This is a genomic window from Tatumella sp. UCD-D_suzukii (assembly GCF_000611875.2).
GTDB classification, from domain to species: Bacteria; Pseudomonadota; Gammaproteobacteria; order Enterobacterales; family Enterobacteriaceae; genus Tatumella; species Tatumella ptyseos.
Genome location: NZ_JFJX01000001.1, coordinates 400153 through 412210, shown reverse-complemented (window position 1 = coordinate 412210; position 12058 = coordinate 400153). Strand labels below are relative to the sequence as shown.

10 protein-coding genes are annotated in these 12058 nt (G+C 50.0%); 4 read left to right on the top strand and 6 right to left on the bottom strand.

Annotation, left to right across the window (positions count from 1 at the left end; all coding sequences use genetic code 11):
* Positions 1-61: 61 nt before the first annotated feature.
* From frr to rpsB, 4 genes are all read right to left on the bottom strand, one after another.
* Positions 62-619, bottom strand: a complete 558-nt coding sequence (frr, locus tag CG67_RS01885) for a ribosome recycling factor (RefSeq protein WP_025901290.1) — start codon at positions 617-619, stop codon at positions 62-64.
* 144 nt (positions 620-763) lie between these two features.
* Positions 764-1489 (bottom strand): UMP kinase, encoded by a 726-nt coding sequence (gene pyrH, locus CG67_RS01880; RefSeq protein WP_025901289.1) that lies wholly within the window; start codon positions 1487-1489, stop codon positions 764-766.
* A gap of 163 nt (positions 1490-1652) precedes the next feature.
* Complete coding sequence (tsf, locus tag CG67_RS01875; RefSeq protein WP_025901288.1) at positions 1653-2504, bottom strand: translation elongation factor Ts; 852 nt, start codon at positions 2502-2504, stop codon at positions 1653-1655.
* A 197-nt stretch (positions 2505-2701) separates the two neighbouring features.
* Positions 2702-3427 (bottom strand): 30S ribosomal protein S2, encoded by a 726-nt coding sequence (gene rpsB, locus CG67_RS01870; protein WP_029990214.1) that lies wholly within the window; start codon positions 3425-3427, stop codon positions 2702-2704.
* A 395-nt stretch (positions 3428-3822) separates the two neighbouring features.
* Between rpsB and map the strand changes: the two genes are divergently transcribed.
* The 4 genes from map (at position 3823) to CG67_RS01850 (ending at position 8878) form a co-directional block, all read left to right on the top strand.
* Positions 3823-4617 carry a type I methionyl aminopeptidase gene (gene map, locus CG67_RS01865; protein ID WP_025901286.1) on the top strand — a complete coding sequence of 265 codons (795 nt, stop codon included), beginning with the start codon at positions 3823-3825 and terminating at the stop codon, positions 4615-4617.
* Positions 4618-4680: 63 nt separating this feature from the next.
* Positions 4681-7335, top strand: coding sequence for a bifunctional uridylyltransferase/uridylyl-removing protein GlnD (gene glnD, locus CG67_RS01860; protein ID WP_025901285.1), 2655 nt, complete (start codon positions 4681-4683; stop codon positions 7333-7335).
* A 129-nt stretch (positions 7336-7464) separates the two neighbouring features.
* Complete coding sequence (gene dapD, locus CG67_RS01855) at positions 7465-8289, top strand: 2,3,4,5-tetrahydropyridine-2,6-dicarboxylate N-succinyltransferase (protein WP_025901284.1); 825 nt, start codon at positions 7465-7467, stop codon at positions 8287-8289.
* Positions 8290-8491: 202 nt separating this feature from the next.
* The gene (locus CG67_RS01850; protein WP_025901283.1) at positions 8492-8878 is read left to right on the top strand and encodes a DUF3461 family protein; all 387 of its coding nucleotides are present in this window, start codon (positions 8492-8494) and stop codon (positions 8876-8878) included.
* A gap of 71 nt (positions 8879-8949) precedes the next feature.
* Here the strand turns inward: CG67_RS01850 and degP are convergent, their stop codons facing one another.
* Positions 8950-10377 (bottom strand): serine endoprotease DegP, encoded by a 1428-nt coding sequence (gene degP, locus CG67_RS01845; RefSeq protein ID WP_025901282.1) that lies wholly within the window; start codon positions 10375-10377, stop codon positions 8950-8952.
* A gap of 130 nt (positions 10378-10507) precedes the next feature.
* Positions 10508-11995, bottom strand: a complete 1488-nt coding sequence (dgt, locus tag CG67_RS01840; RefSeq protein WP_025901281.1) for a dGTPase — start codon at positions 11993-11995, stop codon at positions 10508-10510.
* Between the last annotated feature and the right edge of the window lie 63 nt (positions 11996-12058).

Below are 12058 nucleotides of genomic sequence, written 5' to 3'. Positions count from 1 at the left end.
GCGAAAGAAAGCCATCGACAATGTCTTTCTCCGCGGCGTTTTACCGATAGCTGCACTGAGATTAAAACTCCATTAACTCCGTTTCTTTCTCAGTTAATGCGGCATCTACTTTTTTGATTGAAGCATCGGTCATCTTCTGGATTTCATCCTGTGCACGACGCTCATCATCTTCACTGATTTCTTTGTCTTTCAGTAATGCTTTGACTTTATCGTTCGCATCACGACGGACGTTACGTACAGACACACGTCCCTGCTCTGCTTCACCGCGAACGATTTTAATCAGATCTTTACGGCGCTCTTCCGTCAGAGGAGGCAGAGGAACACGAATATCCGTACCGGCTGAGCTTGGGTTTAAACCTAAGTCTGACGCCATGATGGCTTTTTCTACGGCAGGACCTAAAGAACGATCAAACACATTGATTTTCAGTGTGCGTGAATCTTCAACAGTCACGTTAGCCAGCTGGCGTAAAGGTGTCGGAGTACCATAATATTCGACGACAATGCCATCCAGCAGTGTAGGAGAGGCACGTCCGGTACGCACTTTGCCTATTGTATTTTTAAAGGCTTCTACGCATTTTTCCATGCGTACTTCAGCATCTTTTTTAATATCGTTAATCACAATAAAAACCCTTGGATTCGTTTTGACCTGATGTTTCTGCTTCTGATTTGAGCAGAACGGGGCCTGTCATCATCAGCCAGACTTCGCCGACAAATCACCAGCGTTGGTCAGAATATACCTTATTTTAAATTATGCCGACAGGGATTACTGCCCTATCAGAGTGCCTTCTTTCTCACCCATCACTACGCGGCGTAATGCGCCTGGCTTATTCATATTAAACACGCGGATAGGTAAGTTGTGGTCGCGAGCCAGAGTAAAGGCAGCAAGGTCCATCACCTTTAACTCGCGCTCAAGCACATCCTGATAGCTTAATTTTTCGTGTAGCGTGGCATCAGGATTGGTGACCGGGTCGGCAGAATAGACACCGTCAACTTTCGTGGCTTTCAATACCACATCCGCTTCGATTTCAATGCCGCGCAGACAGGCAGCAGAATCAGTGGTAAAGAACGGGTTACCGGTTCCGGCAGAGAAGATTACCACCCGGTTATTACGAAGCAGACTGATAGCTTCAGCCCAGCTGTAGTTATCACAGACGCCATTCAAAGGAATGGCCGACATCAGACGGGCATTCACATAGGCACGGTGCAATGCATCACGCATCGCCAGACCGTTCATCACTGTGGCTAACATCCCCATATGGTCACCAACAACACGGTTCATTCCGGCTTTTGCCAGTCCGGCACCCCGAAACAGGTTACCGCCGCCAATCACGACGCCGACCTGTATGCCTAACTCAACCAGCTCTTTCACTTCCTGCGCCATGCGGTCAAGAATGCTGGCATCAATGCCAAAACCTTCAGCACCCTGCAGGGCTTCTCCGCTCAGTTTCAGAAGGATACGTTGATATACCGGTTTTGCGTTGGTCGCCATGATCATTAATTCCTGGAGCATGAGTGAATAAAGAAGAGAGAAATCGCGTCTATAATCCGCTCTGTTTTCTCGAAATACTATAGGGATGAAGCTGAAAAATTGCCTGCCGGGGTCACATCAGCAGGCAAAAAAGAACCGCCGTTCTGGCGGTTCCTGCAGAGCATTAAGACTGTTTGGACATTGCTGCAACTTCAGCAGCAAAATCAGACTCAACTTTCTCGATACCTTCACCCACTTCGAAGCGGATAAAGTTAATGACGTCAGCGCCTTTTTCTTTCAGCAGCTGACCCACAGTTTTGGATGGATCCATAACAAAGTTCTGACCAGTCAGTGAAACTTCACCGGTGAACTTGTTCATGCGACCGGAAACCATTTTTTCTGCGATTTCACGTGGCTTACCAGACTGCATTGCGATGTCCAGCTGGATCTGGTGCTCACGAGCAACCACGTCCGCAGGAACATCTTCAGGCTTAACATATTCCGGCTTGCTTGCAGCGATGTGCATTGCAATGTGTTTAACCAGCTCTTCATCAGCACCGGTGGCAGAAACCAGAACACCGATACGTGCACCGTGCAGGTATGAACCTACAACGTCACCTTCCAGGCGGGCAACACGACGGATGTTGATGTTTTCACCGATTTTGGCAACCAGCGCAGTACGCTGCTCTTCAAATTTCGCTTTCAGGACATCAACGTCAGTGATTTTGTCAGCAACAGCTGCAGCCAGAACGTCCTGACCGAACGCCAGGAAGCCAGCATCTTTAGCAACGAAGTCAGTTTCGCAGTTCAGCTCAACGATGATCCCGGCGTTACCTTCAACGTGGGTCAGGATCACACCTTCAGCAGCAACGCGACCAGATTTCTTCGCCGCTTTTGCCTGACCATTTTTACGCATGTTGTCGATAGCCAGTTCGATGTCACCGTTAGCTTCAACCAGCGCTTTTTTACATTCCATCATGCCAGCGCCAGTACGCTCGCGCAGTTCTTTTACCAGAGCAGCGGTAATGTCAGCCATTCTTAAGTCCTCGGTTAACTGTGATCTGTTCATTCTTACCCGCAGGTAATTATAAACAGCATCATTTCGCAGGATATTTTACTTCGTCCAGCCGAACGGATTCAGGCTCAACGAATTTTAAAATAATAAAAGGGGCCTGAAGCGGCCCCTTGCAGATCACATCTGACGCTAAGGGCTCTTTGAAAGAGCAGTCCTTATCAGACGTTTTCTAAAGACACTTCTTCAGCCTGTTCAGCCAGGTCCTGAGAACGACCTTCGCGGACAGCTGCTGCAGCTGCATTCAGGTACAGGCTTACTGCACGGATCGCATCGTCGTTACCAGGGATAACGAAATCAACGCCATCCGGATCAGAGTTAGTATCAACGATAGCAAATACCGGGATACCCAGGTTGTTTGCTTCTTTGATTGCGATGTGCTCGTGGTCAGCATCGATGACAAACAGAGCATCAGGCAGGCCGCCCATGTCTTTGATACCACCCAGGCTGTTTTCCAGCTTAGCCAGTTCACGGGTACGCATCAGAGCTTCTTTCTTGGTCAGTTTATCAAAAGTACCGTCCTGAGACTGAGATTCCAGATCTTTCAGACGTTTGATTGACTGACGAACAGTTTTCCAGTTAGTCAGCATACCACCTAACCAACGGTGGTTAACAAAGAACTGATCGCAGTTCAGCGCAGATTCTTTGATAGCTTCGCTTGCAGCGCGTTTGGTACCAACGAACAGGATCTTACCTTTACGGGAAGAGATCTTGCTTAACTCAGCCAGAGCGTCGTTAAACATTGGCACAGTCTGCTCAAGGTTGATGATGTGAACTTTGTTACGAGCACCAAAGATGAATGGTTTCATTTTTGGGTTCCAGTAACGGGTCTGGTGACCAAAGTGAACACCGGCCTTAAGCATATCGCGCATGGAAACAGTAGCCATGATTACCTCTAAAAATATATGTTGGGGTTGAGCCTCCATGTATCCCATACTACCGACCTGTATAAGGCACCCCGGAGTATGTGTCGATACATGTGTGTTTTGGTCAGTCTGTACCTGTCACGCAATGCGTAACGCTGTACACTGCCTTTTCACATAATGAGAATGAAACTTTCCGGCCCCCCGCAAGGGTGAGCCTGGATTCGTCGGCGCGTTTTATACCACAAATCCCCCCTCAGCGGCAATCATTGTTACCGGCAACGGTTAAAATTTCTGCGCCCTGTACAAAACCCATGACGGGTGATTAACGTTGGCAGCGGTTTTGCTGACTGTTAACATAGCGCACGTATAAATTCTTTCGTTTGCCGGTACTGACTGGCTGCAACTGGACTGATTCAATGGCTATCTCAATTAAAACTCCTGAAGAAATCGAAAAAATGCGGGTCGCTGGCCGTCTGGCCGCTGAAGTGCTAGAAATGATCGCAGCCCATGTAAAGCCGGGTATTTCAACCGGAGAGCTGGACCGGATTTGCGCGGACTACATTACCGGTGAGCAACAGGCCGTTTCGGCTTGCCTCGGTTATCATGGTTTTCCTAAATCGGTATGCATTTCTATCAACGAAGTGGTGTGTCATGGTATCCCGAGCGATGACCGCATCCTGAAGGACGGTGATATCGTCAACATCGACGTCACGGTCATCAAAGATGAGTATCACGGTGATACTTCAAAAATGTTTATCGTCGGTAAACCGACCATCCTCGGCGAACGTCTGTGCCGCATCACCCAGGAAAGCCTTTACCTGGCATTAAAAATGGTTAAGCCTGGCATCCGGTTACGTACACTGGGTCGTGAAATTCAGAAGTTCGTTGAAGCCAATGACTTCTCGGTGGTCCGCGAGTATTGCGGTCATGGTATCGGTAAAGGATTCCATGAAGAACCTCAGGTTCTGCACTACGATGCCGATGACAGTGGCGTGGTCTTACAGAAAGGCATGACCTTTACCATCGAGCCGATGGTAAACGCCGGTGATTTCCGCATTCGCAGCATGAAAGATGGCTGGACGGTGAAAACCAAAGATCGCAGCTTGTCGGCTCAATATGAACATACTATTGTGGTGACAGATAATGGCTGTGAGATCCTGACCCTTCGCCAGGAAGAGACTATCCCTGCGGTACTGGTGAATGAAGGTTAAGACTGACATTTGACTCCCTGAAAGCCGGCAATTGCCGGCTTTTTTATCCAATGAGTAGTGATAATGCGAAGCCACCTGCCAGACGTAATCGACAAAAGTAGTACGGATGCCCCGCTGCATTGGCCCGATGATCAATTAACCCGCGAGACACTGAAATCCCGCCTGGATGTATTCCAGTCAGCCCTTGGGGATGCCTTTGATGCCGGTCAGCCTGTCAGTCAGCTTATAGATGCACGCACACGGTTTATCGATCACCTGCTGACCCGCCTCTGGCGTTTTTTCGGTTTCCATGGCGTCAAAGATACTGCGCTGGTCGCGGTCGGAGGTTATGGCCGCCAGGAGCTGCATCCGCTTTCTGACATTGATGTGCTGATCCTCAGCCGCCATCCTTTGGATGAACAGGGTGCACACCGGGTCAGTGAGTTACTGACCCTGCTCTGGGATTTAAAACTGGAAGTCGGGCATAGCGTCAGAACACTGGAAGAGTGTCTGCTGGAAGGACTCTCTGACCTGACGGTGGCAACCAATCTGATAGAGTCACGCATGCTCACCGGGGATGTTTCTCTGTTCCTGGAATTACAAAAGAATATTTTCAGCGAAGGGTTCTGGCCATCCACTGACTTTTTCGCGGCCAAGACCGACGAGCAAAAGGCACGGCACCTTCGCTATCACGGCACCAGTTATAATCTGGAACCGGACATTAAAAGCAGTCCGGGCGGTCTGCGCGATATTCATACCCTGTTGTGGGTCGCCCGTCGTCATTTCGGCGCCACCTCTCTGGATGAAATGGTAGATTTCGGGTTTCTCACCCCTGAAGAGCGCGATGAACTGAATCAGTGTCAGGATTTTTTATGGCGTATCCGCTTCGCCTTACATCTGACGCTGACGCGCTACGATAACCGTCTGCTCTTTGACCGACAGCTGGCAGTGGCACAGCGGCTGAATTATCAGGGCGAAGGGAATGAGCCGGTAGAGAAAATGATGAAAGATTTCTACCGCGTCACCCGCCACATCGGTGAGCTGAATGAAATGCTGCTGCAGCTATTTGATGAGGCTATTCTTGCCCTGCCCGCGACCGGGAAACCGCAACCTCTTGATAATGACTTTCAGCTGCGGGGCCATCTGATCGATGTTCGTGATGAAGAACTGTTTATAAAACAGCCGGCAGCCATTATCCGATTATTCAGCGAGATCGTTCGTAATAAAAATATTCACGGTATTTATTCCGCCACACTGCGCTTACTTCGGCACGCCTTGCAGTCTCTGGAATATTCCTTGTGTGACATTCCGGAAGCACGGCAGCTGTTTATGGATATTTTACGCCATCCCGGCGCGGTCAGTCGTGCTTTAGTCCCGATGCACCATCACGGTGTACTGACAGCCTATTTACCTCAATGGAATCTGATTGTCGGTCAGATGCAGTTTGACCTGTTCCACGCTTATACGGTCGATGAGCACACACTGCGTGTATTACAAAAACTGGAAAGTTTTTCCAATGAACAAACCCGTGAAAAACATCCCCTCTGTGTGGATATCTGGCAGCGACTGATCCACCCGGAAATATTGTTAATCGCGGCACTGTTCCATGATATCGCTAAGGGACGCGGGGGCGACCACTCGATACTGGGTGCCGAAGATGTCATTGAATTTGCCAGGTTACACGGTCTGAATTCCCGTGATGCACAACTGATCTCCTGGCTGGTCAGGCACCATCTGCTGATGTCAGTCACCGCACAGCGCCGGGATATTCAGGACCCCGCGGTGATTCGGGAATTTGCCTTAGTGATGCAGAACGAAAAGCAGTTACGGTTGCTTATCTGTCTGACGGTCGCAGATATCTGTGCGACCAATGAAAGCCTCTGGAATAGCTGGAAACAGAGTCTGTTGCGGGAGCTTTACTTTGCCGCCGAGAAACAGCTCCACCGTGGAATGGACAGCAGTCCGGATTTACGGGAACGCGTCCGCCATAACCGTCTGCAGGCGCTGGCCCTGCTGCGTATGGACAATATTGATGAAACCCGCTTACACAAGATCTGGAACCGGTGCCGGGCTGACTACTTTTTACGTCATACCGCCCAGCAGCTTGCCTGGCATGCCCGCCATCTGCTGAAGCATACGCTGGATCAGCCATTGGTACTGATCCATCCGCAGGCTTCCCGTGGGGGGACGGAGATTTTCATCTGGAGCCCTGACCGTGCGTATCTTTTTGCGACCGTGGCCGGGGAACTGGACAGGCGTAATCTCAGTGTGCATGACGCGCAGATTTTTACTAACCGTGACGGCATGGCGATGGATACCTTTATCGTTCTGGAGCCGGATGGCAGCCCGCTGGCCCACGATCGCCATGAGGCAATCATTCACGGACTGGTACAGGCGCTTTCTCAGCCGGAATGGACCCCGCCTCGCCCGCGTCGCCTGTCACCCCGTTTACGACATTTTACGGTCGATACCGAAATACGCTTTCTGCCGGGCCATACTAACCAGAGAACGTATCTGGAACTGGTCGCTCTCGACGCTCCGGGATTGCTGGCACAAATCGGTGCAGTTTTTGCCGATTTAGGGATCTCGCTGCATGGCGCGCGGATCAGCACCATCGGTGAACGGGTTGAGGATTTATTCATCCTGGCCAACAATGAACGCCGGGCGCTGGATGATAAAATGCGCGATAGTTTACAACAACGGTTGACAGAAGCCCTGAATCCAAACGATAAAGGGTAATTCACCCTGAGGGCAGCGAACCTTCGGACTGCCCTTTTCCCCATGGTCCTAACCGGTTGCAGAAACCTCACGCCACCGGAAATCATCGGGTAGTCAGTTTTTACCAAACCATTGATGCAGGAAAAAAGAATGCAACACTTACAGAAAATCATTGAAGCCGCATTTGAACGGCGTACCGAAATTACCCCGGCCAGCGTAGATGCTGAAACCCGCGATGCGATCACCGAGGTCATCTCGCTGATTGACAGCGGTAAGGTACGTGTTGCCGAGAAGATTAACGGTGAATGGGTCACTCATCAATGGCTGAAAAAAGCAGTCCTGTTATCGTTCCGTATTCACGATAACGAAGTTATCGAAGGCGCAGAAACCCGCTTCTACGATAAAGTTCCGATGAAATTTGCAGGCTATGACGAAGCTCGCTTCCGCCAGGAAGGTTTCCGTGTTGTTCCTCCTGCGGCCGTTCGTCAGGGTGCGTTTATCGCCCGTAACACCGTACTGATGCCTTCCTACGTCAATATTGGTGCTTACGTCGATGAAGGTACCATGGTTGATACCTGGGCCACCGTAGGCTCCTGTGCGCAGATCGGTAAAAACGTACACCTGTCCGGTGGCGTAGGTATCGGTGGTGTACTCGAACCCCTGCAGGCAAACCCGACAATTATCGAAGATAACTGCTTTATCGGCGCACGTTCAGAAATCGTGGAAGGTGTTATCGTCGAAGAAGGTGCGGTCATCTCTATGGGTGTCTATATTGGTCAGAGCACCAAAATTTATGACCGTGAAACGGGTGAAGTCCACTACGGCCGTGTCCCTGCCGGTTCTGTCGTCGTTTCCGGTAACCTGCCGTCTAAAGATGGTAAATACAGCCTTTACTGTGCCGTTATCGTTAAGAAAGTGGATGCGAAAACTCTGGGCAAAGTCGGTATTAACGAATTACTGCGTACCATTGACTAATGACCTGACCGGAAACATCACGGGAGACCGTGAGTCTCCGGTCATCTTCCCTGTCCTGAATGTGGGATACCCCGTATACAGGCTACCGGCAGACGGCGTCAGACAGCCATCATGACGGTTTCCATATGAGGCCGCGATAGTAATATCGTGCTAAAGATGCCCGGCGCTGAACGGGCATGATCCCCTGAAGAGGAAAACTGCTATGTACGATAATCTGAAAAGTCTGGGGATTACCCACCCTGAAGAAGTTGACCGTTACAGCCTTCGCCAGGAGGCGAATAACGATATCCTGAAGATCTATTTCCGTAAGGATAAAGGCGAGTTTTTTGCCAAAAGCGTGAAGTTTAAATACCCGCGTCAGCGAAAAACGATCGTTTCTGATCAGTCTGCACAGGGATTCAGGGAAGTTCAGGAAATCAGTCCTAACCTGAGATATGTTATCGATGAGCTGGATCAAATCTGCCAGCAGGAGCAGGAAGATGTCGATCTGAAAGTGAAAATTCTTGATGACTTACGTCATCTGGAACTGGTCGTATCCAACAAAATTTCTGAGATTGAAGCCGATCTGGAAAAGCTCACCCGTAAATAACTCGCCGGGTCAGGCATATAAAAAAGCCGGTCAGGACGCTGACCGGCTTTTTTGTCCCTGCGAATGACCGCTTACTGCGCTAATAAGTACAGATTGCTGTCACCACGCTTAACGTCCAGTGCCAGGACAGAAGGTTTACTGTCCAGAACTTTACGCAGCTCACCCAGGTTGCTGATATTCTGCTGATTCACGCCCAGAATAATATCGCCTTTTTTCAGGCCGATGGCTGCCGCACGGCTCCCCGGAGTCACACTGTCAATGCGAACACCTTTTTGTCCGCCAGCCTCATAATTACTCAGTTCGGCTCCTTCAATACCGGTGTAGATATTGGAGGACTGGACTTTATCCTGAGTGCTCTGCTGAATAGTTACGCTAACCGTCATAGGTTTACCATCACGTAATAAGCCCAGTTCCACTTTGGTCCCTATCGGCATGGTACCGACATCAGCACGCAATGCCGCAAAGCTTGTCAGTGGTTTGTTGTTCAGTGAGATAATGACATCCCCGGCTTTAAGACCTGCTTTCGCCGCGGAGGTATTAGGCAGAACCTGGCTGACAAAGGCGCCACGCTGAGCGTTGACTTTCATCGCCTGCGCGATTTCAGAGTTCAGCTCGGTTCCCATAATCCCCAGCTCACCCCGTTTGACCTGACCGTATTCAATCATCTGAGCCGTCAGGTTTTTCACCATGTTAGATGGGATAGCAAAGCCGATACCGATATTGCCTCCGTCCGGCGCCAGGATCGCGGTATTAATACCAATCAGTTCACCGTTCAGATTAACCAGTGCTCCCCCGGAGTTCCCCCGGTTAATAGCAGCATCCGTCTGAATAAAGTTTTCATAGTTTTCGACATTCAGACCACTACGACCCAGTGCAGATACAATCCCGGAAGTCACGGTTTCGCCCAGTCCGTAAGGGTTACCGATGGCGACAGTGTAATCACCGACCTGCAGATTATCCGAGTCGGCAATTTTAATTGCGGTCAGATCTTTCGCATCTTTCAACTGAATAAGCGCGATATCCGTACGGGGATCTTTACCAATGACTTTAGCATCATAACGACGTCCGTCACTGAGCTGGACCTGGATAGAAGTGGCATTTTCCACGACGTGATTGTTCGTTACCACATAACCTTTATCGGCATTAATAATGACACCGGAGCCCAGAGCACGGAACTGCTGCTGCTGCGGGGTACCGCCGCCGGCACCAGGTGCCTGGCAAATCGGTGAATTCTGGAAGGGCGAGCCATCCTGACAGAACGGTGACATATCACCAAAAAACTGCTGGAACTGCTGGCTATCCTGAGATGCTTTTACCGGTGCAGTTCCTGAAACACTGATGCTGACTACCGAAGGCATAATTCTTTTAAGCATCGGAGCCAGACTCGGGAGTTGCTGACTGGTTGAAGATGCAGATTCCGCCGCAGAAGCAGTCATGGGCGCAAATGCCATTCCAAGGCTTAATGCGAGTGCACTTAATGCTAAAGTGGTTTTTTTCATGTTCTGGCTCTCTGTATTATTTGCTATTCAGACCATTGCTGTAGTCATCAGTTGAGAGTTATTATTTACCCGTAAGTTCATCGGAAAGCACTTGTTAAAAGTAAATAAATATTCCCGCGATTTACAAAACTCAGACAAAATCAACCGCCATTAAACGGCGATATTCTTCCCAGGCAAAAAGGTCAGTCATTCCGCTGATATAATCCTGCATCAGCCGTAGCCGGTAATAGCGCTCCCATAACTGCCACTCTTCAGACGGCCCCCCGGAAAGTGAACACATGTGGTTCTGATACGCTTTAATATGCTTATCAGAAAGCCGATGGAATAACCGGGTTTCTATCGGATGCCCCTGCAATTCATCATGTTCCGCCAGCTGAGTAAAATCGTCTGCACTGAGTAACATCATAGGCTTATAAGCATCAAGCAGCCCCTGAATGACACGGTACCCCTGTAATTCCAGTTGTTCGACTTCAGAATGATTAAACACGTGCTTACGGGCAACCTGTTTGAACACGGCGAGAAGACGCCCGGCCTCGCCGCCATCCTCCAGTAAAGCATGATTGAAATCTCCCTTAAAAATCGCGGGCAGATTGGCAATAAATCGCTTTACCGCCAAAGAGACCAGAACCCGGTGCACATTGACCCGCAAAGACATAAAGAACTGATCACTCTGACTGCGGCGTTTACCTGAGCTGGCGGCCTTCCAGGCATCACCGATGGTGCGGCTGAAAATATCCTCCGGCCGTGTTTCGCCCCAGGCCTCCTGCAAATAGCGGTACAAGCTATCGACACTGAAGATAGCTTTCTCAACGGCATCGTCGAGGTCAGCAATACAGTAGGAAATATCATCTGCGGCTTCCATGATATAAGTCAGGGGAAAGCGGTGGTATTCGTCCATGCCGGTGGCGGTACGCAATTGCGAGACATATTCCTGCTCTGACAGATAAAAGCCCGGTTTTTTCATCAGCACGGAAAATGCTTCAGGTTTACTCCCCTGCCACCATGCCGGCGCGGTATATTTCAGAATACAGGCCACCTGGGAATAACTAAGGTTCAGTTGCAGCAAAGTATGCACCAATCGGATGGCCTGGGCATTACCTTCAAAATGAGCGAGATCCTGGTAAATATCCTGCCGTAACCTCTCGCAGTCCGGCGATACTCCGTTTCCCGCACTCAGCGCACCACTCAGGATTTCCGTCAGATGGGCATTGAACCAGTCATTGATCGCCGCTTCCCCGAAATGCCCGAAAGGCGGATTACCGACATCGTGCAGCAGACAAGCCATCTCAACCAGACTTTCCGCTCCCCGCTCAAACTCCTCTAATCCGAAGGCACTCAGCCCGCCGGGTTGCTGCTTCAAACGCTGCAAAATTTCCCGCACGATATAGCGCCCGGTCTGCTGGACTTCCAGAGAGTGCGTCAGCCTCGAACGTACCGCGGCATTACGCTCCAGAGGAAACACCTGGGTCTTCTGTTGTAAACGTCGCAAAGCGGCCGAATGGATAATCCGCCCCCGATCACTTTCAAAAAATCGGGTGATCTGTATCTCCCCCTCCGGGGAATTGCCTGTCATATAGGGCCTGCTGACACTGATCCTGCGCTTAAAGTTAATCTCCATTTCAGCTCCGGTACGATTCAATAATATTTCCCTGTAACGCCATGATAGACTATGTCATTCATT

What these genes read in the sequence shown, in the direction of transcription:
- pyrH (WP_025901289.1), bottom strand. Translation starts at nt 1,489, where the DNA reads ATGGCGACCAACGCAAAACCGGTATATCAACGTATCCTTCTGAAACTG.
- glnD (WP_025901285.1), top strand. Translation starts at nt 4,681, where the DNA reads ATGCGAAGCCACCTGCCAGACGTAATCGACAAAAGTAGTACGGATGCC.
- tsf (WP_025901288.1), bottom strand. Translation starts at nt 2,504, where the DNA reads ATGGCTGACATTACCGCTGCTCTGGTAAAAGAACTGCGCGAGCGTACT.
- dapD (WP_025901284.1), top strand. Translation starts at nt 7,465, where the DNA reads ATGCAACACTTACAGAAAATCATTGAAGCCGCATTTGAACGGCGTACC.
- dgt (WP_025901281.1), bottom strand. Translation starts at nt 11,995, where the DNA reads ATGGAGATTAACTTTAAGCGCAGGATCAGTGTCAGCAGGCCCTATATG.
- map (WP_025901286.1), top strand. Translation starts at nt 3,823, where the DNA reads ATGGCTATCTCAATTAAAACTCCTGAAGAAATCGAAAAAATGCGGGTC.
- degP (WP_025901282.1), bottom strand. Translation starts at nt 10,377, where the DNA reads ATGAAAAAAACCACTTTAGCATTAAGTGCACTCGCATTAAGCCTTGGA.
- CG67_RS01850 (WP_025901283.1), top strand. Translation starts at nt 8,492, where the DNA reads ATGTACGATAATCTGAAAAGTCTGGGGATTACCCACCCTGAAGAAGTT.
- rpsB (WP_029990214.1), bottom strand. Translation starts at nt 3,427, where the DNA reads ATGGCTACTGTTTCCATGCGCGATATGCTTAAGGCCGGTGTTCACTTT.